This is a genomic window from Hyphomicrobium sp. 99, from assembly GCF_000384335.2.
Classification (GTDB): Bacteria; Pseudomonadota; Alphaproteobacteria; order Rhizobiales; family Hyphomicrobiaceae; genus Hyphomicrobium_B.
The window spans coordinates 3,159,695-3,179,642 of sequence record NZ_KQ031382.1; the positions used below are offsets into that span (position 1 = coordinate 3,159,695).

Annotated in this window: 23 protein-coding genes and 1 riboswitch; of the genes, 11 read left to right on the forward strand and 12 right to left on the reverse strand. The window is 60.4% G+C overall.

Annotated elements, in window-relative coordinates:
- Nucleotides 1-30: 30 nt before the first annotated feature.
- The 3 genes from G359_RS15260 to thiC all read left to right on the forward strand — a co-directional run bounded on the left by G359_RS15260 (nucleotide 31) and on the right by thiC (nucleotide 4,809).
- The gene (locus tag G359_RS15260) at nucleotides 31-816 is read left to right on the forward strand and encodes an NAD(P)-binding domain-containing protein (protein WP_045836817.1); all 786 of its coding nucleotides are present in this window, start codon (nucleotides 31-33) and stop codon (nucleotides 814-816) included.
- Between the two features lie 87 nt (nucleotides 817-903).
- Nucleotides 904-2,487, forward strand: a complete 1,584-nt coding sequence (locus G359_RS15265; protein ID WP_045836818.1) for a DUF4332 domain-containing protein — start codon at nucleotides 904-906, stop codon at nucleotides 2,485-2,487.
- Between the two features lie 210 nt (nucleotides 2,488-2,697).
- Nucleotides 2,698-2,808: riboswitch (TPP riboswitch) on the forward strand.
- A 117-nt stretch (nucleotides 2,809-2,925) separates the two neighbouring features.
- Nucleotides 2,926-4,809, forward strand: a complete 1,884-nt coding sequence (thiC, locus tag G359_RS15270; protein WP_045836819.1) for a phosphomethylpyrimidine synthase ThiC — start codon at nucleotides 2,926-2,928, stop codon at nucleotides 4,807-4,809.
- Nucleotides 4,810-5,292: 483 nt separating this feature from the next.
- On the opposite strand, the gene G359_RS15275 is transcribed toward thiC, so the two are convergent.
- Together G359_RS15275 and G359_RS21030 are read right to left on the reverse strand one after the other, a co-directional pair.
- Nucleotides 5,293-6,015, reverse strand: coding sequence for an outer membrane protein (locus G359_RS15275; protein ID WP_052699402.1), 723 nt, complete (start codon nucleotides 6,013-6,015; stop codon nucleotides 5,293-5,295).
- A gap of 162 nt (nucleotides 6,016-6,177) precedes the next feature.
- Nucleotides 6,178-6,303: a hypothetical protein gene (locus G359_RS21030; protein WP_256363862.1), complete on the reverse strand. Its 126-nt coding sequence runs from the start codon at nucleotides 6,301-6,303 to the stop codon at nucleotides 6,178-6,180.
- Between the two features lie 196 nt (nucleotides 6,304-6,499).
- Here G359_RS21030 and G359_RS15280 point away from each other — a divergent pair, with 196 nt between their 5' ends.
- Nucleotides 6,500-6,913, forward strand: coding sequence for a hypothetical protein (locus tag G359_RS15280; RefSeq protein ID WP_045838086.1), 414 nt, complete (start codon nucleotides 6,500-6,502; stop codon nucleotides 6,911-6,913).
- 84 nt (nucleotides 6,914-6,997) lie between these two features.
- Nucleotides 6,998-7,282, forward strand: a complete 285-nt coding sequence (locus G359_RS15285; RefSeq protein ID WP_045836820.1) for a hypothetical protein — start codon at nucleotides 6,998-7,000, stop codon at nucleotides 7,280-7,282.
- A 776-nt stretch (nucleotides 7,283-8,058) separates the two neighbouring features.
- Here G359_RS15285 and G359_RS15290 read toward each other — a convergent pair.
- Entirely contained in the window at nucleotides 8,059-9,420 is a 1,362-nt protein-coding gene (locus G359_RS15290) for a polysaccharide deacetylase family protein (protein ID WP_045836821.1), read from the reverse strand.
- A 223-nt stretch (nucleotides 9,421-9,643) separates the two neighbouring features.
- On the opposite strand from G359_RS15290, the gene G359_RS15295 reads away from it, so the two are divergent.
- Together G359_RS15295 and G359_RS15300 are read left to right on the forward strand one after the other, a co-directional pair.
- Nucleotides 9,644-9,955 (forward strand): hypothetical protein, encoded by a 312-nt coding sequence (locus G359_RS15295; protein WP_045836822.1) that lies wholly within the window; start codon nucleotides 9,644-9,646, stop codon nucleotides 9,953-9,955.
- 314 nt (nucleotides 9,956-10,269) lie between these two features.
- Nucleotides 10,270-10,680 carry a bactofilin family protein gene (locus tag G359_RS15300; RefSeq protein ID WP_245280057.1) on the forward strand — a complete coding sequence of 137 codons (411 nt, stop codon included), beginning with the start codon at nucleotides 10,270-10,272 and terminating at the stop codon, nucleotides 10,678-10,680.
- A 103-nt stretch (nucleotides 10,681-10,783) separates the two neighbouring features.
- Here the strand turns inward: G359_RS15300 and G359_RS15305 are convergent, their stop codons facing one another.
- Complete coding sequence (locus tag G359_RS15305) at nucleotides 10,784-11,095, reverse strand: hypothetical protein (protein WP_045836824.1); 312 nt, start codon at nucleotides 11,093-11,095, stop codon at nucleotides 10,784-10,786.
- A gap of 209 nt (nucleotides 11,096-11,304) precedes the next feature.
- On the opposite strand from G359_RS15305, the gene G359_RS15310 reads away from it, so the two are divergent.
- On the forward strand, nucleotides 11,305-12,276 hold the full coding sequence (locus G359_RS15310; protein WP_045836825.1) for a magnesium transporter CorA family protein: 972 nt from the start codon (nucleotides 11,305-11,307) through the stop codon (nucleotides 12,274-12,276).
- Between the two features lie 9 nt (nucleotides 12,277-12,285).
- Here the strand turns inward: G359_RS15310 and G359_RS20575 are convergent, their stop codons facing one another.
- From G359_RS20575 to G359_RS15315, 3 genes are read right to left on the reverse strand one after another with little or no spacing between them, the layout of a single operon-like run.
- A complete protein-coding gene (locus G359_RS20575) occupies nucleotides 12,286-12,456 on the reverse strand; it encodes a hypothetical protein (protein ID WP_156150793.1) in 171 nt (56 codons plus the stop codon).
- Nucleotides 12,407-12,526, reverse strand: a complete 120-nt coding sequence (locus G359_RS21155; RefSeq protein ID WP_371199074.1) for a hypothetical protein — start codon at nucleotides 12,524-12,526, stop codon at nucleotides 12,407-12,409. Before G359_RS21155 ends, G359_RS20575 begins: the two co-directional genes overlap by 50 nt.
- Nucleotides 12,478-13,254 carry a chromate transporter gene (locus tag G359_RS15315; protein ID WP_052699403.1) on the reverse strand — a complete coding sequence of 259 codons (777 nt, stop codon included), beginning with the start codon at nucleotides 13,252-13,254 and terminating at the stop codon, nucleotides 12,478-12,480. The genes G359_RS21155 and G359_RS15315 overlap by 49 nt, the downstream gene beginning before the upstream one ends.
- Before the next feature lie 653 nt (nucleotides 13,255-13,907).
- Here G359_RS15315 and G359_RS15320 point away from each other — a divergent pair.
- Both G359_RS15320 and G359_RS15325 read left to right on the forward strand, forming a co-directional pair.
- Entirely contained in the window at nucleotides 13,908-14,387 is a 480-nt protein-coding gene (locus tag G359_RS15320) for a septal ring lytic transglycosylase RlpA family protein (RefSeq protein ID WP_045836826.1), read from the forward strand.
- Nucleotides 14,388-14,508: 121 nt separating this feature from the next.
- Nucleotides 14,509-15,147: a septal ring lytic transglycosylase RlpA family protein gene (locus tag G359_RS15325; protein ID WP_245280058.1), complete on the forward strand. Its 639-nt coding sequence runs from the start codon at nucleotides 14,509-14,511 to the stop codon at nucleotides 15,145-15,147.
- On the opposite strand, the gene G359_RS15330 is transcribed toward G359_RS15325, so the two are convergent.
- Nucleotides 15,126-15,509, reverse strand: coding sequence for a lysozyme inhibitor LprI family protein (locus G359_RS15330; protein ID WP_045836827.1), 384 nt, complete (start codon nucleotides 15,507-15,509; stop codon nucleotides 15,126-15,128). The genes G359_RS15325 and G359_RS15330 overlap by 22 nt on opposite strands.
- Nucleotides 15,510-15,739: 230 nt before the next feature.
- Here G359_RS15330 and G359_RS15335 point away from each other — a divergent pair, with 230 nt between their 5' ends.
- The gene (locus G359_RS15335) at nucleotides 15,740-16,537 is read left to right on the forward strand and encodes a helix-turn-helix domain-containing protein (RefSeq protein WP_045836828.1); all 798 of its coding nucleotides are present in this window, start codon (nucleotides 15,740-15,742) and stop codon (nucleotides 16,535-16,537) included.
- A 73-nt stretch (nucleotides 16,538-16,610) separates the two neighbouring features.
- On the opposite strand, the gene G359_RS15340 is transcribed toward G359_RS15335, so the two are convergent.
- The 4 genes from G359_RS15340 to G359_RS15355 all read right to left on the reverse strand — a co-directional run bounded on the left by G359_RS15340 (nucleotide 16,611) and on the right by G359_RS15355 (nucleotide 19,880).
- Complete coding sequence (locus tag G359_RS15340; RefSeq protein ID WP_045836829.1) at nucleotides 16,611-17,135, reverse strand: DUF3280 domain-containing protein; 525 nt, start codon at nucleotides 17,133-17,135, stop codon at nucleotides 16,611-16,613.
- A gap of 80 nt (nucleotides 17,136-17,215) precedes the next feature.
- Nucleotides 17,216-18,307, reverse strand: a complete 1,092-nt coding sequence (locus G359_RS15345; protein ID WP_045836830.1) for a patatin-like phospholipase family protein — start codon at nucleotides 18,305-18,307, stop codon at nucleotides 17,216-17,218.
- Nucleotides 18,308-18,644: 337 nt separating this feature from the next.
- The gene (locus G359_RS15350; RefSeq protein WP_045836831.1) at nucleotides 18,645-18,890 is read right to left on the reverse strand and encodes a BrnA antitoxin family protein; all 246 of its coding nucleotides are present in this window, start codon (nucleotides 18,888-18,890) and stop codon (nucleotides 18,645-18,647) included.
- Between the two features lie 84 nt (nucleotides 18,891-18,974).
- Complete coding sequence (locus G359_RS15355; RefSeq protein WP_045836832.1) at nucleotides 18,975-19,880, reverse strand: metallophosphoesterase family protein; 906 nt, start codon at nucleotides 19,878-19,880, stop codon at nucleotides 18,975-18,977.
- Between the last annotated feature and the right edge of the window lie 68 nt (nucleotides 19,881-19,948).

Below are 19,948 nucleotides of genomic sequence, written 5' to 3' on the forward strand. Positions count from 1 at the left end.
CAAAGCAAAAAGCAGTAAGGGCACGACGCAATGGGGCACGCTCTCAACAATCGGCCAATCGGCGTAATCGGCAACGATGAATTCGGCTCAGCAATCGCCGAGCGCATCGCCGCCTGCCATTTTCATACGGTGTACGCCGCACTTCCCGGCTCGCCGCCGCCTGTGACCCACGGCGAGCTGCTCGAACAGATCTCCGAACCCGGCGCCGCATTCCAATGTCCGATCGTGCTCGCGGCAATCGAAGACACCGAAACCTTCCGCCAGCTGCTCATTGGCGACGGCAAGCCGCCCTCAACCGCAGGCCCTCGACCCGGAGCTGTCCTTGTCGATCTCGGCGCCCGCACGCCGCGTGAATTCCAAGTTTTGTTCGAAGTTCTAGAACAGCGAGACGTGGCGTTGGCGGATGCCGCATTGATCGGCGGACCTGACGCTACGATGCACGGCCGTGCAAAAATTCTTCTCGGCGGCGACCTCGCCGCTGTTGAAATCGCGGAAAGCGTTCTCTCCCTTCTCGGCAACGTAGAACGCACCGGCCCGCTTGGCAGCGCTCACGCCGCAGCTGCGCTGATGGGCTACATCGAAGCCGCCCACGCTGTCGCGCGCGAAGAAGCCCTGGCACTCGGAGCCGCCTGCGGACTGGCCCCCGAGACGCTGAAACGCGTCCTCTCCGACGAATCGTCACCACGCGAACTAAATGTCGTCCAGTTGGCGCGACGAGCCGCCCTCGCTCGCCGGATCGCCCGCGACCGGCGTGGCAGCGCCGACATCATCAACCTCGCCGCCGAAAAAAACGCGCGGAATCGCGAAAATCGTTGATGAGCGGCAACACCGGGGCCGAATCAATCGAGCCGGCGGCGCGACTCACGTAGACCATCGGGACCGGTTGCTCACCCCGAGGCTCCCATGTCGCTTCTCTATCGCATCGTCTACGCCACGCACGCGAATGGCACGCATCACAAGCTGGCGCTCGACGCGCTCCAGTCCATGGGACGCGACGACAGCGAAGACTGGACACGCCTCTTCCTGAAGCATGTCGAGCTCTATCTCCAGGGCTCGAAAGCGCCTGACGTAACGTTCAAGGATTTCAAGAACCACGTTCTGCACGTCTCCGAGAACTACTGGGGCGGCGCGCTGGAGAAGGTGAACGAATGGTACGCGAGAACCGTCTTTGAACTCAAAGGCGGCAACTGGCCGGAAGCCGTTTACGCCGCGGGCGTGCTGAGCCACTACTTCACCGATCCTGTAATGCCGTTCCACACCGGTCAGACGGAAGCCGAGAACGCCGTCCATCGCGCGGCCGAGTGGAGCATCAATCGCTCTTACAATACGCTGCGCGCACTTGGCGAAAAGCGTTACGGAACCCCCGACATTCGCGTGCCCTCAGGTCCGCGCTGGCTTTCCGAATTGGTTTGCAGCAGCGCCGAGTTCTCGCATCGCTATTACGAAAAGCTCATCGCCCACTACGACATCAACAAGGGCGCGACACGGCCGGAAGAAGGCCTCGACGACATCGGCAAAAATATCGTCGCCGAGCTTCTGATCTATGCATCGGCCAGCTTCGGCAAGGTTCTCGACCGCGCAATCGCCGACTCCAACGTCATGGCGCCGGAAGTGACGTTGACGTCCGAAACGTTCCTCAGCCTGACCGAGATCCCGCGAAAGTTCATCGAGAAACGGTTGTCGAATGCCGAGGACAAAAAGGCCGTCGCCGCCATTTACGACGAACTCCGCGCGACCGGCACCGTGCGCCACGCGCTCTCGGAAGACGACAAGACCATTCGCGATCTGCACTACGCCGAAGTATTGGCGCCAAAACTTGCCGAGCGGAGCGAAGCGCGCGCCGCCCGCATCGAAGGACGCGACGATACTGCGCTGGAAATCGCCGTCGCCAAATCGGCTGTCGCCCTGAGCGCAATCTCCGAACAGCCGCCCGCGCTTCCCGATGCGCCCGCGCCAAGACCGCGAGCCGAAACCATGGCCGCGCAGGCCGAGCAACTGCGCGCCACGGGTCGATCGCCATCTCGGGCTCCGCGGCTAAGAGATGAGCGGTTGCACGAAGCCAACACGTACCTCACGGCGGATGACGCTCTCGAGGCAGCGCCGTCCATCGGTCCGAAAACGGCCGATCGTATCGCGGCCGTCGGCATCTACAGCGTCGGCGATTTCCTCGCACAAGATCCCGAGCAGCTCGCGGAGGCTTTGAACGATCCGCATTTCGACGCCGAAACGCTTCTCGAATGGCAGGACCAGGCGCGCCTCGTGATGGCGGTGCCGGGCCTTCGGGGCACACACGCTCAGTTGCTCGTCGGTGCCGGATACCGGACGGCTCGGGCCGTCGCCGAAGCCGACCCAGTCTCTCTATCCGCGAACGTATTGCGCTTCGTCACGACGTCCGCCGGCAAACGCGTTCTCCGCGAAGGCCGCCCGCCCGACATCGAAAAAATCAAAGGCTGGGTCGCCGTCGCCAAGCAAGCCGTCGCGGCTTAGCATCGCCTATTTCAAGGCGCGCCTGTTTTTTTTCGTCATCCCGGCGAAGGCCGGGATCCATCCAGGCCGATGGCAACCCGTAGGCCAAACACACGTGAGCGCCCGCTTTCTTGGCTCCGGCAGCTTGGGCGGATCCCCGCCTTCGCGGGGATGACGACGGTAATTGCGCCGCCAGGCTTGCCATCTCCGCACAACGGAGCCACAATGCTCTCGTTTTCCGAGGGGCGCCGGTGTTCCGGCTGAGATCGCGTAACGAAAGCGCGAGCACCCTTCGAACCTGATCCGGGTTATGCCGGCGAAGGGACGGAGCACGAGAGTGGCACGACGCCACGATTCCGCACCTTTCCGGGCACGCAATTGTTCGCACGCGTTTTTCGCGCGTGTGCCATCGCCCAGCCACGTCCTCGCAAGGGAGTGGCCGAGAGGAGCAAAACTGCCATGAACAAGCTTACGCGCGCCGCTGATATTCAAACGCCCAAAGTGACGGTCGGGCCGCACCGGGCATCGACAAAGATCTATTCCTCACCGTCGGGTCACGACGACATCCGCGTGCCGTTTCGCGAAATCGCGCTGACCGACATCAACGAACCGGCTTTCCGCGTGTATGATCCATCGGGTCCTTACACCGATCCCACCGTTACCATCGACGTCGAGAAAGGCCTGCCGCGCATTCGCGACGCCTGGATCGCAGGACGCGCGGGCATCGAAACCTACGACGGCCGGACCGTACAGCCCGAAGATAACGGCAACGTCTCCGGCGCCCACGCCGCGCGCGTCTTCCCGACCGTCTATCGCCCGTTCCGCGCAGCGAATTCCGAGCCACTCACGCAATTCGAATGCGCCCGCGCCGGCATCATCACGAAAGAAATGATCTACGTCGCGCATCGCGAAAACCTCGGCCGTGAGGCCGCACTCGCGCGGGCGAAAGATGCACTGACGGATGGCCAAAGCTTCGGCGCCGAACTCCCCGAGCACATCACGCCCGAATTCGTGCGCAGCGAAATCGCCCGCGGCCGCGCAATTATTCCCGCAAACATCAATCACGGCGAGCTCGAGCCGATGATCATCGGCCGCAACTTCCTCGTGAAGATCAACGCCAACATCGGCAACTCGGCCGTGACGTCGTCCGTCGAGGAGGAAGTCGAGAAAATGGTCTGGGCGATCCGCTGGGGCGCCGACACCGTGATGGACCTCTCCACGGGCCGCAACATCCACACGACGCGCGAATGGATCATCCGCAATTCGCCCGTTCCGATCGGCACCGTGCCGATCTATCAGGCGCTCGAAAAATGCGGCGGCGATCCTGTCAAGCTGACGTGGGAACTCTATCGCGACACGCTCATCGAGCAGTGCGAGCAAGGCGTCGATTACTTCACGATCCACGCCGGCGTGCGCTTGCCGTTCGTCCCCCTCACCGCCAACCGCGTGACCGGCATCGTCTCGCGTGGCGGCTCGATCATGGCCAAGTGGTGCCTCGCACATCACAAGGACAGCTTCCTCTACGAGCGCTTCGACGAGATCTGCGATCTGATGCGCAAGTACGACGTATCGTTCTCACTGGGCGACGGATTGCGGCCGGGCTCGATTGCCGACGCCAACGATCGCGCACAGTTCGCCGAACTCGAAACGCTCGGCGAGCTGACGAAGATCGCCTGGGACAAGGGCTGCCAGGTGATGATCGAAGGCCCCGGCCACGTGCCGATGCACAAGATCAAGGTCAACATGGAGAAGCAGCTGAAGGCCTGCGGCGAAGCCCCGTTCTATACGTTGGGACCGCTGACGACTGACATCGCGCCGGGTTACGACCACATCACGTCCGGCATCGGCGCCGCGATGATCGGCTGGTTCGGGACATCGATGCTTTGCTACGTGACGCCGAAGGAGCACTTGGGGCTGCCGAACCGCGACGACGTCAAGGTCGGCGTGATCACCTACAAGATCGCAGCGCACGCGGCCGACCTCGCAAAAGGCCATCCGGCGGCGCAACTTCGCGACGACGCCCTCTCGCGCGCCCGTTTCGACTTCCGCTGGGAAGACCAGTTCAACCTGTCGCTCGATCCCGATACCGCCGTCGCCTATCACGACGAAACGCTGCCGAAGGACGCGCACAAGGTCGCCCACTTCTGCTCGATGTGCGGACCGAAGTTCTGCTCGATGAAGATCACGCAGGACGTCCGCGACTACGCAGCGACCTTGAACGATAAGGAAGTCGGCATGGCCGAGATGAGCGAGAAGTTCAAGGCGATGGGGAACGAGGTTTATCTCGATGTCGACGAAGTGAGAAAGCAGACAACAGCTCGCGTGCCACCGATTAGGGACTGAGCACCATCGATACCCAAACACGAACGAGCTGATGCCGCTTCGGATGCTTAGGCCGCGACCGCGGTCATACGCTCAACGGTTGCCGCAAAATGTCCGCACCAGTCGCTCTTTTCGACAACGGGCCAAGCAGCACGCGTATTGGCAGACCCTGCTTGAGGAAGGGGCGGATTGAAGCGGCACAATCCGGTATCCTTTTCCTTATGCTTTGCCGCAGCACCTATATGGGTGTCGTAGAATTGGCAGTTTGCGCAGGCACAAGTGGTCATTGGACAACTCCGTATGCAAAACATGCCCCAAGCGGAGATATAATCGTTAGCGAGGCACTTTGAAATAGTGCGGTGCGCCATGACGGGACGCGTGGCGCAACCGTCCTTCGCGCGCCATGCACACTAACCCTTTGCCCTGGGCGTCGCCGACAATGCATAAAAAAAGCCGGGCAAATGCCCGGCTTTTTCCAAATCCAATTGGCGCTTCTTGCGACGCTTACTTGCCGAGCGCGTATGACACGCCAAAGCGAACAGCGTGCGAAGTCAGGCTCCAGGCATCTTTGAAGTGGCGGTCCCAATACACCGAGACATCTTCTGTGTGCGATCCGAAGTCCGTGTAGCGATATTCGGTGCGCACCGACCATCGGTCGTTGAGCGCATATTGCATGCCTCCTCCGACCGTCCAGCCAACACGGGGTTGGTTCATGGAACCTGATACACTTGGCGGATCGCACCAATCGCAGAAGTCTCGGGCGGAGAATTCAGCGACGGCCAAACCGCCCGTTGCGTAGACGAGCGAATGATCGAAGGCGTAGCCGAGCCGTACCCGTGCCGACCCTTGCCACCCTGTTTGAGCCTTGTAACCCCAACTGTGGTAAATCGGGTCATACCAAGTATTGCGACCATCGTTGAATTCGACATCGCCCTCGACGCCATAAACGAGGGCCCCGCGTTGAATGTTATATCCGGCATGACCGCCACCGACGAACGCGGGCTGACTGTCGCCTCCGAAATAGTTCTCGCCCTGCACTTCGTCATAACCGATTTCTTTATAATCCACGTGGCCGCGCGAATATCCGGCCTGCAAGCCGACATAGGAGCCCGACCAGTCATAAAGCGGCGAGATGGCGGGTGTTGCGCGAAGTTTTCCGAGATCTGCAGCGAACGAGGACGAGGACAAGGCGACAAGCGCCACCGCAGATAAGCACGACCGCTTCATTTCACACCTTCAAGTGAACATCGATCAATTCGATCTGATTGATTCGCACGAAATTCTCCACCGGAGATTAAGTCCGGGCACTGACAGCCACGCCAATCGCGCATGAAAAAAGCCGGGCACATGCCCGGCTTTTCCAAATCCGCTTATCGCGTCGCGCGGCAGCTACTTGCCGAGCGCGTATGAAACGCCGAAGCGAACTGCGTGGGACGTCAGCTTGAACGTATCTCTATTGGGCCACTCGCCGCCGGTGGTGCAGCCGAAAGCAACGTCGATTTCATAGAAAACCATCCAATGAACGGCGATCAGTAAAATGATGTGAGCTGATTCGCGGAAATTCTCCAGCCGAGACTAAGAGGGCGCTACACTGGAGTTTAGGTGGATCGATGTGCTCGAGCCCCGTCGCTTCCTAGGAAAACCGATGGCTCCCTCACCCGTTTTGCAGCATCAAAGCACAACGGGAATGCGCAAATCTGGGGGGATGAAAATGGGCTTCAAAACCTATCAGCTCGGCGAACTGCTCGGGATTGCCCTGCTGCTCGGCTCAGCGGCAATGCAGATCTTTTATCTCGACCCGCTGAAGCGGCAGATCGAATGGCAGCTGGCGACATTCAGTATGCAGCAATCGGCGCAGGTTCAGACCAAGGCGACGTTCGACACGCGCATCGCGTTGCTCGAAGCGCTCAACGCACCGGCCGACAAGATCAAGGAAGCCGAATCCGATCGCGACAAAACTCTCGGCCGCTTTCAAACCGCGGACGCAAATATTTCCGATTTCATGATCGAGAAGGAGCGCGTCGAAGACTATTTGCAGCTGATCGTCCTCGCCCTCTTCGCGCTCGGAACGGTGCTCGCGGGCTTTGGACGGGCAATGGAAATGCGCACATCTCACCACGGCTGAGTGCGCGCACGGACGAAATGTGCAGTAAACAGCTCAAACGCAGATACCGTCGCCCGCTCCAAGATTCTGTCCAATGGATTTCCCATGCTCGCATTTCGCGTCTTCCTGATGATCGACATCGCGGCGCTTTTTCTCGCGCTCTACTTCTTCCTCGTCGGCATCGCTGACGGCTCCGTATCATCCTTCAACATCCTGCTTTGGCTGAGCCTGCTCGGCGGCATCTGCGCCATCATCGCGGTCGGCTACAGCCTCAAGACCAAGGAACGCCGCGCGGCCGCGAATACCGTGCTGGCGGTTCTCGCCCTTCCGTCAATCGCCGCCGCGCTGTTCGTCGTGACGCTGCTCATTGCCCAGCCGCGATGGAACTAGCGAGCGTCGCAGAGCCGTCAGTATCGTCGCACACCCCTTTTCAAAGCCCGCAAACAGTGCCAGCTTACCTCCATCTTTCAACAACCGAGAGGAGGTGATCCGATGTCGAGTGGGATCTTGAGGCGGACGATGTCGTGGTCGCTCAGGCTTGCATCAGGAACTCTCCTGGATCGCATCTGAGACCTAAGCGGTAGACATTGCACTCCGCACAGCACGATGATCTCACGGGGCCGCTCTCACAGGAGCGGCCCTTTTCTTTTGGCGATTCCGAACGTCTACGGAGCCTTTCCACAGCATTATAAACCGTACGCTGATAAATCGCTGGGTTGTATCCGGGACGCAACACATGCCCGGATTCAGAGCAGGATGATTCGTTTTGTCTGGCAGTGGCGCGAGACCTCACATAGCTTTGCGCCAAGTGGGCAGCCGATCGGGGGATCGACTGGGGGAGTGGGTCAAGTCCCACTTAATGCCGGAAACGCTACACGCCGATCATCAGCGTCGGCCGTAGCGAACGCCCAAAAATAAGCCACTGCGCTGTCTTGCGCTTCGGCCACAACACTTTGGTTTGCGGCGGGCCCGGGGGGGCCTATCAGGGCGTCCAAAAAGAAATGGGTGGCACCGCCACCCATTTCTTTTTTTGCGCGTACTGGCGCTGCCGGCCGGCTCGACGAAGGAGTGTCGGCAGCGCCAATCAAAATGCGTCCTGCGCTCCCGGCCGGCTCGACGCAGGAGAGTCGGCAGCGCCAAAAATGCGCGCGGCCCCAATCGATTTTTTATTGCCCGAACCAATATTCCCACGCGTCCTTGACCCGTTGAGAAATCGATTTCGTCGGCTGCTGAGGCGCCGTCTCGATAGGCATCATTGGCGCTGCGGGAGAACTCGCAGCCGTCTTCTCGCCTTCCGCGGAAACCGTTTTGACGGGAGACGCAGTCTCCTGCGCCATGCTCACCGCCGCTGTATGCGTCGGTGGAACCGTCGCGTTGGCCGCGGGAAGACTGCCCGTCGTGGTAACGACCGGACCCATCGGAGATGGTGGCGATGAAGTCTCCGCAATGGACTTCATCGGCTGCACCGCCGACTGCTTGCCCGGAACGGAATTCGCTGCCGGTTCGCTCGAAGGTGTCGTCGGGAATGACGGAAGCGCGGGCGCTGCGCCCTCGGAGTGCGAAGCAGCAGATCCCGCGGTCGTTGCGGCATCAGGCGCTGGCGGCGGCGGCAACCCTTCGGGCTCGCCCCCACTCGTCGCGGATTCCGCTGCAGGCGCCGGCCCGTCGATCGTCTTGACGATGCTGGAAACCGGCCGCTCGGCGCCCACCTGCGGCAAGCCCTTGGCTTCCTTCTCGATGGCCTGATCGTATTCCGCGACCGTCGTCACCGGAAACTTCGCCGTCATGTGGACGATCTTGTATCCCTTCGCCTTGAGCTCGGCGAGGAGCATCGGCACCGCCTTCGCCGTCGTCTTGTGAATGTCGTGCATCAAGATGATGCCCTTGCCCCTCTTGTCGATCTTCTGCATCAGGGACTTCACGAGATGATCTGCGGTCTGCGGCTTGAAATCGAAACTGTCGATATCGGTCGAGAACATCGCGATGTTGCGTTTGCCGAGATACGCGACCGCCTCAGGCGTATCGGCGAGCGTTGGAAAACGGAAGAACGGCGCGACCGGCCCGCCGACGGCGCGACGGACACCGCTGACGCCGCGCTCGATCTCATCCTTGCCTTCGTCGAAAGTCTTGAGCTTGGCGATCGACTTGTGGCTCCACGTGTGCGTGCCGACCGTATGGCCCGCCTTCGCCACTTCGCGAATGATCTCAGGATAACCGAGCGCCATCTTTCCGATCGAGAAGAATGTCGCCTTCACGCATTCATCACCCAGCGCCTTGAGCACGGCCTCAGTCGTATATTTCTGCGGGCCGTCGTCGAACGTCAGGAGGATTTCCTTGTCCTGCAGAAAGTCGTAGGCCTTGTAGTTATCCATGCCGAAACCGGGACCGCCGGTCGTATCGATTTCGACGGTGCGGGAGACGCCAAGCGTGCCGGCGCGAGGACAGGTCGCATCGTCCGCAGCACGGGCGGCAGGAACGGCGAGAAGCGCCGTCAGCCCAAATAAGAGACCCACCCGGCAAACAAACATGTTGTCCTCCCTTATTTTATTAATCGAACCTAGCAGACTCCAATGCTGTCAGCAGCCCGCCTCGAAAAATTGGGACGAGCACGTCGCTTTCAGGCTTCACCCGCTCAGGCTCATTTTCAGCACAAGTCTCGCATGAGTCGGGACATTGCCGCACCCGAGTTGCAGCGGAAAAGTTTGGCCCTTAAATTCAATGCACTACAAACAGAAATGAAAAGAGTATCTTATGAAGGCAATTTTCCGCTCCTCGCTAACGATCGGCGCCATGCTCGGCGCGGCTGCGATGATCGCAACCGCAGCCAACGCGGTGACCCTCGCGAAGCCCGCGGGCGAAACATCTTCCCATGTTGTGAAAGTCGATCACGACCGCGATGGCCATCGCCACTATCATCCCCGCAAGCCGCGGCACGTCGTGCATGCACCGTTCACGCGCGTTGAAAGCGGCCGCAGGACGGTCGTCGATGCACCCTTCGTGCATGTCTACAAGGGCCGCCACGGCAAACACATCGTTGCGCCGTTCGTAGACATCCGCAGATAGGTCTTACCCGTTTGTCGAATGCCATTGGGCGGGTCGTCGAAACGGCGGCCCGCTCACATTTTAAGCAGTCCGTGCCCGTTAACAATTTTTCCAAAAATCCTTTTTGGCATCGCGGCGAAACGAGGCTGGCGGATATGCCGACTTGGCCATAATGTACCCAAAGTACACTGCTTAAAGCAGCCCTAGCGGGACGGGCGATAGCAGTTTCTTATTTTGGGGGTAGTCATATGTTCAACCGCGTAGCGACGCCGGATTCGCGTGGCACTGAGCCAGTCAAGACACTCACGCCACAGCAACAGCCGCCGGTGCCACAAATGAAGACCCCGGCCCCGCCGCTCTTCGGCTCGCCAATTCAACAATCAAGTTCCGTGATCGATGCGCCGACCTCGGTGCTCGGCCAGGACATCACGATTTCCGGTCAGCAACTCGTCATCAAAACCAAAGGCTCGCTTTTGATCGCCGGACATATCCAGGGCGACGTGCACGGCGAGTCGGTGACGGTCGGCGAGACGGGAAGTGTTGTAGGCACCATCACGGCGCGCACGATCACGGTGCAGGGTGAAGTCAGCGGCGCCCTCAAGGGCACCTCGGTGAACCTCAACGCAACCTCACGCGTCGACGGCGATATCATCAAGCAGACGCTCTCGATAGATGAAGGCGCGCAGTTCGATGGCAGCGTTCGCCGTGCCAAGGACGCAGCCGAAGTCACTCCCGATCTCAACTGAGATCAGAGCGGCGGCCCCGCCGCCGCAACCGCATTTTGAGTGATGCCGGTGACCGTCGCCATCAAGGCAATCGTCATCGCATCACTGCGATAATCTTCTTGTTTTAAAAGCGCCCGCGTCCTGTCGGATTGACCTCGTCGCACGACTCCTTGATGCGAATGTCGTGGCCGATGTACCGGCAAAGCGTTTGCTTGAAAATGGGATCCTGCCGGACCCTCTCCGGCGATGCCTTGAATCCGTACTCGTTGGCCACCTGGGCTACATACTGGTCCTGGCAGTAGGGCGTCGACAACGGCGATCCCTGCACCATTTGATAACCCCTGTGGCATGCGATCCCTGCTTCCGCTGGCACCGCAAACCCGGCGGCCAGCAACGCCACGCTCACCCCGATCTTAATGTTCAATCGTAGAGCCATGATCGGCCTCCTTTGGAAACTGAATTGTCACACTTCGTGCGTCTCCGTGCAACAAATGTGCGTCACGAAACTTAGACGCATGGCCGGGTTGCCTGGCGACAGCTGACATGAAATGGCTGGCGCGGTGATAACTCGCGCTAACGGCAGGCCCCCAGGCAGGCCGCAAGCGCCGGAAATGTGCGCTCCGAACTCAAAAGGTTTTATCCACGATGATCACTGTCTACGACGCGGTTGGTGGCAAACTGGTCCAGCGGGACCGGATGGGTGATCTCTCGACGAGCGTCTGGATCGATCTGATCGAACCGAAAGAGGACGAAGACAAGTACATCGAACAGGCGCTCGGCATTGAGGTGCCGACCCGATCCGAGATGCGCGAGATCGAGGCGTCGAACCGTTTCTATACCGAGAACGGCGCCTACTACATGACGAGCATCATCCTGCACAACAGCGAGCAGGACGTGCCGATGACCTCGGTCGTGACGTTCATCCTTTCCGGCAATCACCTCGTGACCGTGCGATACGCGTCGCCGCGCGCTTTTCCCGTTTACATCGCCCGCGCCGCCAAGGGTGACGTCGATTGCGTCACCGGTGCCGGCGTCATGATCGGCATTTTGGAAATGCTGATCGAGCGGGAAGCCGATCTGATCGAACGCGTTCAGGACGAGGTCGAGCGCATAGCGCCTCTCGTATTCGGTCAGAGAAATACTTCGAGCGCACCTCAAAGCCGCCGCCTCGAGGTCCTTCTGAAAACCGTCGGCAAGGAAGGCGACGTCGTCGCGAGAGCGCAGGAAAGCGCGATGTCTCTTCATCGGCTCTCGCTCTATTTTGCGAACGCCGCGCGCGAGCGCAAAGACGACCAGCGCGTCGCCGCCCGCATCGAAGCGGCCAATCACGACATCCTATCGCTGATGGAAAGCATGCGCTTCCTCTCGGCGCGGACGAGCTTCCTGCTCGACGCGACGCTCGGCATGATTTCGAACGAGCAGAACCAGATCATCAAACTGTTTTCGGTCATGGCGGTCATGCTGATGCCGCCGACGCTGGTCGCATCGATCTACGGCATGAACTTCCGTCACATGCCCGAGCTTGAATTGGATTACGGCTATCCGCTGGCGCTCATCTTGATGTTCGCCGCGGCCCTCATCCCCTACCTCTATTTCAAGAAAAAGGGCTGGCTCTGATCTCTGCGCTCAACGCAGGAGCGTCAGGAGCAATGAAGCGGCCGCCGCAACGCCGAGCGTCGTGATCACTCCGGCTCGCAACACGAAGAGCAGAAGCGCGGCGAGGACGCCAAGGCCGAGCGCCACGGGATCAAGGCTCGCGATCTCCGGCACCTCGAAATGCAAGGGCCCGACCGCCATGGCAAAGCATTTCGTCCGGCTTCAGCCAGCCGTAACCGGCGACGACCGCCTGCGCCATGTAGGCGAGCACCGCGTAAGCGCCGCCGAACGTGACGACCGCCAGCTTCGAAAAGAACACCGCCAGATGGGTAAGGACGTGATCGAACCCGAACAGAGCGGCCACAGCGGCAGTAACCAGACGGCGAGCCAGATGCCCATCGTCTGCGCCGTCGAAGTGAATGGAACCGGCGCGACCTCCGCCGATCGGCTCGCACCGGCATCCGTCACGGACAACAGGCGCCAGTAGCCGACGAGACCGGCAGCGAGAATGATCAGCGGAAACGGCACGTTGAAAATGAAGATCGCCAGGAAGGACGCGAGCGCGATCAGCCATTCCGTCCGTCCCTTGAGCGAGCGCCGCGCGATGCGGATCAAAGCCTCGACGACGATGGCAACCACGGCCGCCTTGATGCCGGTGAAGACCGCGGCGACCACAGGCACGGTCCCGAACGACGAATAAAGTGCTGCGAGCGTGAGGATGACGAGCGCGCCCGGCACGACGAACAGCAGGCCCGCCGCCAACCCGCCGCGCGTCCCGTGCATCTTCCACCCCGCGTAGGTGGCGAGTTGCATAGCCTCTGGACCGGGCAGCAGGGTGCAGAAATTGAGGGCGAGCAGATAGGTCCCCTCGTCGAGCCACTTCTTCTGCTCGACCAGCACCCGGTGCATCAACGCGATCTGACCGGCCGGTCCCCCGAACGACATCAGCCCGATTTGCGCCCAGACCCGCACCGCCTCGCCGAACGATGGATGGGCCAAAGCTTGACCGTCCGGGCCGGCACTGAACTGTTGTTACCCGAGACCTCACCGGAGAACCGCGGGTTCGGACGTTGCGTGATCGGCGTCAAATGTCGAGCACGGCACCGCCTAGCAGATTGCGTTTCAAAAAGGATCCGGGCCGCGATCTCCTCGCCCTGACAACACCTTAGGCCCGCCAAAAAACGGCGCATACGGAGCGAAAACCGGGAATTTTTCGCTAGGAGACTGAATAGTAAACATTTTGTGGCGCGAGCCCCGCCCCGATTTCAGTTCCCTTAATGGCAGTCCAATTCTGCGACCTGGCGTCGCGCAACTTAAAAGTGCAGCTAAAATAAGTTAGAATTTTCCGTGACTTACGAATTATGGTTAAAAGGTGGTATCTGCTATGGGTTGACCTCCTATCCACAGGGTGCTCGTTGGGCGGGCCAGAACGGGGGGTGACCCCAGTTAGCACGGGCAGCAGGTAGAACCAGGTTCTGGAGTTCTGAAACGGGTCATAGGGGGCAATTCACCTTAAGAGCTACTTCTCCCAACATTAACGACGGTGCCGCTTCCGAAGCGGTTGCCCCGTGGTCGCCTGGTGGCGTGCCGCGGGCGGGGGAAACCGCTCATTCGACCCAGACGACTGCTGCTCTTTTGATAAGGAGTGCACTATGCGTTCAACTATTGCGATCGCCGCGTTCGCGTTCGCTGGGATGTCGGCAGCTGCCGTTCCCGCAATGGCGTCCTCGTCGCATCACAAAGCGACGTATCACAAGGCTTCTTACCAGAAGAAAGCCCACTATTCGTCCAAGGGGTCGCGCAAGCACTACGCTCAGGGCAACGCACGCAAGCACGTCGGCGGCAGCGCTTCGGGCGGTATGGCGTCCTACTACTGGGAAGGCCAGCAGACCGCTTCGGGCGCCCGTTTCAACCCTGAGGGTATGACGGCTGCTCATCGCACGCTCCCGTTCGGTACGCGCGTTCGCGTCACGAACCAGTCGAACGGCCAGTCGGTCGTCGTCACGATCAATGACCGTGGTCCCTTCGTCGGCGGCCGCGTCATCGACCTGTCGCGCGGCGCCGCACGGAAGATCAACATGACCGGAGCCGGCGTCGCCCGGGTCTCGCTCGAGGTTCTCGGCCGCGGCTGAACCTTAAGGTCATAGTCGAACGAACTTCGGGAGGCGTTGGGGATACCAATGCCTCCCGACGTTTTTCCGCCATCGCGAATCAGCATAGTCGTCGGATTGGAGAATATCCGGGGGGATATGCGTGCGCGGAAGCATTAGTGTCGCTTATGTTGCCATGTGGGTGGGCTTGCTCCTTCCAGCCGCGAGCGCCCCGTCGGAAGCCCAGTCTCTACCCGACGCCCTATCCGGCCCCGCCAATAAGGCGGCCCAGGGAAGTTGGACGACCGTAACGGCCCCCACCCGGCCGGCAGGTTCATTCGATCACTGGCAAGCCAAAATCACCATCGCGAAGCCATCCTTCGCCGATCCCAAGCAGACAGCCCCTACGGCCGCGCCCCTTGCCGAGCCCCCGTACGCCCTTCATGGCCCAAACCCGGCGGGCGCCGGTCATACGTTGACCGGCATCGCGTCCTTTTATGGAACGGGCTCGCGGACCGCGACCGGGGAAGCCTTCAATCCGCAAGATCTGACGGCCGCGCATCGGACCCTACCCTTCGGCACGCGCGTCCGCGTGACGAGGGTCGACAGCGGCGATAGCGTCATCGTCCGGATCAACGACCGTGGCCCCTTCAAGCCCGGCCGCGTGATCGACCTTTCGACGAAAGCCGCCGAGAACCTCGGAATAACCGGAAAGGGCCTGGCGGCCGTCAAGCTTGAGGTCCTCGACCGCGAAGCCGGTCCGCGAGTGGAAAACGTCGCTCAACGCTCGGAACGCCGGTAAGCCTGCTCGAGGCGGGATTCCAAGACACTGATCTGATCGAGATAGGCGCCCCGGATGCATTCGGTGTCCCGGCCGCAGCTGTCGCGCGCATCCAGAAACTGCCGCTGATAGTTCCTCAAATCGTTGCGGTCGTAACGATTGCCGTACGCCGCTTTGAGCTCCGAATATAAAGAGCTCATCCGCTCGTCGAGACCAGCCAGCCTGTCGCTCCGGCAGATCGTCCGTTCAGACGTCGTCTGCGCTCTCCGGCAGTCGAATTCCTGCGCGGCTGCGGGACGAACCGACACCGCGAATAATGTGAGCGCCAACAGCGATCCTGCCGAAACAGCCGCTGCCAACTTCAAGGTTCCCGTATCCGACATGTGCCCATCTCCTCAGTTCTCGCGCCTCTCTCGGCGCCGCCCCACCCCAGCGGTGGACAAGCCGACAATGCGAAAAACCGCCCGGAAACGTGAGGCCGTTAAGCGCCACCCGGCGGTAATGGGAGGAAGTCGGATTATTGCCCCCGGATTCCGATTGCGTCCGAACGGAAAGAATCGGTAATTTCCGATACCGGCGGCGTCCGTCGCCGGACTTCAAAATCAAGCGGCCAATGAAGAAAGCTGTCGCCCAGCCTGCGCCCGTAACCACTCGTCCTGAGGCGCTCGAGCGCATCAAGACGGCGATGGTCGAAAAGAAGCTGACGCAGGCGGAACTCGCCGACGCCGCCGATTGCCACGAAAAGACGATCCAGAACCTGCTCGGCGGCCGATCCGTTCGCGATCAGACGCTGTTCGACGTCTGCATGGTGCTGGGCCTCGATTTCCACGGACTACGCGATGCGTGGCACGGGGAATCCGTTGCCCTCGAAACCACCGGCGGGTCGTTGGAGCTGAAAGGCAACGGCGGTGGCATCGCGCCGGTCTATATGGGCGCTTACTCGCGCGCGGCGGTCGACCATTACATCGGCAGCTACCTGACGCTGAGACGAGCGTTCTCCGTGCCCGACACGATCATCGCCTATCGCACCGATATCAGCTGGGATGCGGAATGGCCGAGCCTTGTCTTCCAAGAGCGCGAGCGCCCGGATGCGCCTTACGCCCATCGCGGCCGCCTCTATATCCCGGCTTCATCCAGCTTCATCCACTTGGTCTCACTGACCAAAGGCGCGATGCGCATGGTGGTCGTCTCGCAGCTCGACCGCGCGGGCGAAATGCGCGGGATCATCACCACGCTGAACAAGCAGCGCGCGACCTTCATTCCGGTCGCGACGCCGATCCTCTACGCCCAGCGCGAAAACTTTGATGCCGATGCCTTCGGTGAAATATCGCCGAAGAACCGCGCCTACGGCGAATACAAACGCCTGCTCGATGAAACCATCGCCGAGGGCTACGCCCGGCTCGTCAGCTGATCGCGCTACTCCTTGCGCTGGCGGCCGGCTCCCCGTCAGGGGAGTCGCCAGCGCAAATCAAAGATTCCCGCACTTACGATTTCTGATCGTAGAAATAATTGTCGAGCAGATACTTCAAGCTGCGCGACCACGACTCGTCCGTGTTGCCGCGAATGTCGACGCTCTTCAGGAATGTCAGTTTGTCCGTCGCCGGATCGGCGATGTAGAGATTCATGTTCAGGATGAGGTTCGACACCTTCTGAACGGTGATCCACGCGACGCGGTCGGCCTTGAGTTCTTTGCCGAAAGCCGCCTCACAGCCTCCGCATGAACCGACGAATTGCCCGCTCGCGATCTTCGCCCGGATGTCGTCGGTCAACGGCACGACAGCGTAGCTTCCCGAAGCTTCGAGAGAGGTCGTAAACTGGCGCTCGATCGCGCCGATCCGGTTACGCTCGGCATCACTCGTCGGCTCCAAGCTTTCGTTATCGTTCTGAAGACGTAAACCGAGGAAGGCTAAACGCGGAGCCTCTCCGGCACCTGCGTTCTGAGCCAACGGTACCTGAAACAGAAGCGCCGACATTATCAAAGGCAGGAGAAAAATACGTAGTCGCTTCATCGTGGAGTGTCCTTTTGGAGGTCTGGAACGAAAGCGCCGAAGACGAGAATTGGTTTCACGTTCAGCTGCGCGATGGCCGCTTACTTCTGGCGTTTTCCGCCAACGCCGCGCTTTTGAGCTGGCCGCTTCGCCATGATGGGCGAGCGAAATGTGATGCCATCTTCGACGGCCGGAAAGAAGTGCTTTGCGAGATCGATGGTTTCGAGCCGTCCAACAGCCGACCGCGCAACGTCGAGCCACTTCTCAGCGTATTCGCGTCCCGCACCATGAAGGTACGTGATGATGTCCCAATCGGGCTTCACGGTCGTCTCGGGATTGAGCGCGCCCGTAACCGGCCCACCATCGATCAGATGAAAACGGTGCCGGCAAATCGGCGCGAGGCGCCCCTTTGCGAGAAGCGGTCCCGATGTCTCGCGCGCCGCCATAATGACTTCGATATCGCGCAGAAGCGGCGCGTTGAACGTCAGACGATTGGCGTGGTTTGAAATATCCCGCGCCGTCGTCGGCAACTTCGTGTTGACGCGCGGCGCAACCATCACAAGAAGCGTATCCCCGATCGGACTTTCGCTCGCGAGCGTCACAAGATCCGGATTGGCCGAAAACCCGCCGTCCCAATAGGCCGCGCCTTCAATTTCGACGGCATGATGCATGACCGGCAGACAGGCGGACGCGAGCACGGCATCGACCGTGATCTCGTCTTCGCGAAAGAGACGCGCTCTGCCCGTCGCAACATGCGTCGCCGCAATCAGCAGATCGACCGGCGACTTTGCACGGATCAAGTCGAAATCGACATGCTCGGTGAGCAAACGGCGCAGCGGATCGAAGCCAAGCGGATTGAATTCATAAGGTGACAGCATCGACGCGAGATGCGTCGTCAGATGCGATGGCCGCACCAGCCCGTTGAGAAATGGATTGAGCCGCGTAAGGTCCGGAATGGCGGCGTTATGAATAGCGTGCCAGATTTTGTACATCTTCTCGCGCGCCTTATCGCGAGAACCTTCGGCAAGCCCCGCCGCAAGCGCAACCGCATTGACGGCACCCGCGCTCGTCGCGCTGATCCAGCCGAATTGAAGCGTCTCATCCTCTAGCAGCCGGTCAAGAACGCCCCACGTAAAGGCGCCATGAGCTCCACCGCCCTGAAGGGCAAGATTGATGTAGACAGATTTCGCCAAACCGCATTGCTCCCCGCAGGCCAGTCAAACAACAAAAGCCAGCGTGATCTCATATCATTAACGCACGCGGCGAGCGTGTGACCTAGACGCCGCGGCAGAACGACTGGGCAATTACAAAGGTTCGTCACTAGCGTGTAAATGATACACATGCTCGTCGAGCGACTTTCTGCTCAACACTTGTGCGATCAACGCCAGCGATATGCTCAGCGTCTAAGCGACAACTCGCGAGATGCCGGATAATGATCGCATATCGAGCGCGTGCGTCAGCTTGCAGCACAACTGTCACGATGCGGACGCGCGTGGCATTTGGCCGCTAACGCGACACAGCCGACGTCCGTTAAACCTTCGCCCGCTTAAGCGCCGCATTGATCCGTGTTTGCCAGCCATTGCCGGTCGCGCGAAACTTGGCGATGACGTCCTTATCCAAGCGCAGCGTTACCTGCTCTTTGTCCGATCCGGCTGGACGCCCGATTCGTGCCCGGCGCTCCGCAAGCGCCTTTTCCAAATCCTCCTGCGTGACGTCCCAATCCTCTGGGTCGTTCGGATCTGCCCTAAGGGCTATAATATGTTTTTTTCTCACCATTGTTGCTCTTCCTAACTGAAATGAATCTCACCCTGTCGCCGCGCATGACGTGGACGGCGGTCCACAGCCTATCACCCTCCGCGATCACGACGCCGGCGCGAGAACGGTCTCGCTGATTTTTTTGACGGGCGAATCTGGTCCGTCGATTCCCCGCACGACTTGGCGGATGCGAAGCCCCGTCTCGCTTTTGAAGAACGTGAAGAGATTGTAGCAGGCCAATGGTTCGTCGCCATGTCTGGCGCCCGCCGACGCCGAAGCCACGCCGACGATCGGAATGGATTTCGTGCGAGACCGCACCCAATCGACGCGCGACGTGTGATTGTGACCGTAAAGCACAAGCTCTGCCTCACTGCGTTCAAGAAGGTGCGCGAAGTGGGCCGCATCGCTCAGCGCCCGCCGGGGCGGCGCAAGATTGGGAAGCGGCGGGTGGTGAATGAGCACGACACGGACGATGCCTTCTTCGCCGAGCGCCGCAAGCTGCTCGCCGGCAATCACGAGCTGATGAGCACCGAGCCGTCCGCTGGCGACGAACGGCGGCGTCTCCTCTGCGGAATTCAAACCGACGAGCGCAATTGGCCCGACGCGCCGCACGAACGGAAAGGCCAGCGTATCGTTTTCGCCGCCCATATATTCCGCCCAGCGCCGAACGCCGGGATCGCCATGCAAGCTCGAATAGATGTCGTGATTGCCGGGAACGACGGTGACGTTGTCGGGCGGCCCGATACTTTGAAGCCAAGCATGTGCCGCTTCGTATTCGGCCGGCAGACCCAGATTGATGAGATCGCCCGTTATTGCGATATGATCGACCCGAAGCGCCGTCGCATCGGCGAGCAACTTATTGGCGATCTCGCCTTGATGAACACGGCGCCGTTTGCGAATCCAGTTCACATATCCAAGCGCCCGCTTGGCATTCCAATGCCGCCATCCAGCCCCCAAAACGGGCGGCAGATGCACATCGGAGAAGTGCGCAAGCGTGAAAATCTCGGTCATGTCGGGAATACGGCGTATCCTGCGGGAAACGTACTCTAGCACACCGTGGTAAGTAGCAAATGCCTGGC

Excerpts from the sequence above, each read along its gene's own strand:
- G359_RS15260 (WP_045836817.1), top strand. The coding sequence starts at position 31 with ATGGGGCACGCTCTCAACAATCGGCCAATCGGCGTAATCGGCAACGAT.
- G359_RS15265 (WP_045836818.1), top strand. The coding sequence starts at position 904 with ATGTCGCTTCTCTATCGCATCGTCTACGCCACGCACGCGAATGGCACG.
- thiC (WP_045836819.1), top strand. The coding sequence starts at position 2,926 with ATGAACAAGCTTACGCGCGCCGCTGATATTCAAACGCCCAAAGTGACG.
- G359_RS15275 (WP_052699402.1), bottom strand. The coding sequence starts at position 6,015 with ATGAAGCGGTCGTGCTTATCTGCGGTGGCGCTTGTCGCCTTGTCCTCG.
- G359_RS21030 (WP_256363862.1), bottom strand. The coding sequence starts at position 6,303 with ATGGTTTTCTATGAAATCGACGTTGCTTTCGGCTGCACCACCGGCGGC.
- G359_RS15280 (WP_045838086.1), top strand. The coding sequence starts at position 6,500 with ATGGGCTTCAAAACCTATCAGCTCGGCGAACTGCTCGGGATTGCCCTG.
- G359_RS15285 (WP_045836820.1), top strand. The coding sequence starts at position 6,998 with ATGCTCGCATTTCGCGTCTTCCTGATGATCGACATCGCGGCGCTTTTT.
- G359_RS15290 (WP_045836821.1), bottom strand. The coding sequence starts at position 9,420 with ATGTTTGTTTGCCGGGTGGGTCTCTTATTTGGGCTGACGGCGCTTCTC.
- G359_RS15295 (WP_045836822.1), top strand. The coding sequence starts at position 9,644 with ATGAAGGCAATTTTCCGCTCCTCGCTAACGATCGGCGCCATGCTCGGC.
- G359_RS15300 (WP_245280057.1), top strand. The coding sequence starts at position 10,270 with ATGAAGACCCCGGCCCCGCCGCTCTTCGGCTCGCCAATTCAACAATCA.
- G359_RS15305 (WP_045836824.1), bottom strand. The coding sequence starts at position 11,095 with ATGGCTCTACGATTGAACATTAAGATCGGGGTGAGCGTGGCGTTGCTG.
- G359_RS15310 (WP_045836825.1), top strand. The coding sequence starts at position 11,305 with ATGATCACTGTCTACGACGCGGTTGGTGGCAAACTGGTCCAGCGGGAC.
- G359_RS20575 (WP_156150793.1), bottom strand. The coding sequence starts at position 12,456 with ATGGCGGTCGGGCCCTTGCATTTCGAGGTGCCGGAGATCGCGAGCCTT.
- G359_RS15320 (WP_045836826.1), top strand. The coding sequence starts at position 13,908 with ATGCGTTCAACTATTGCGATCGCCGCGTTCGCGTTCGCTGGGATGTCG.
- G359_RS15330 (WP_045836827.1), bottom strand. The coding sequence starts at position 15,509 with ATGTCGGATACGGGAACCTTGAAGTTGGCAGCGGCTGTTTCGGCAGGA.
- G359_RS15335 (WP_045836828.1), top strand. The coding sequence starts at position 15,740 with ATGAAGAAAGCTGTCGCCCAGCCTGCGCCCGTAACCACTCGTCCTGAG.
- G359_RS15340 (WP_045836829.1), bottom strand. The coding sequence starts at position 17,135 with ATGAAGCGACTACGTATTTTTCTCCTGCCTTTGATAATGTCGGCGCTT.
- G359_RS15350 (WP_045836831.1), bottom strand. The coding sequence starts at position 18,890 with ATGGTGAGAAAAAAACATATTATAGCCCTTAGGGCAGATCCGAACGAC.
- G359_RS15355 (WP_045836832.1), bottom strand. The coding sequence starts at position 19,880 with ATGACCGAGATTTTCACGCTTGCGCACTTCTCCGATGTGCATCTGCCG.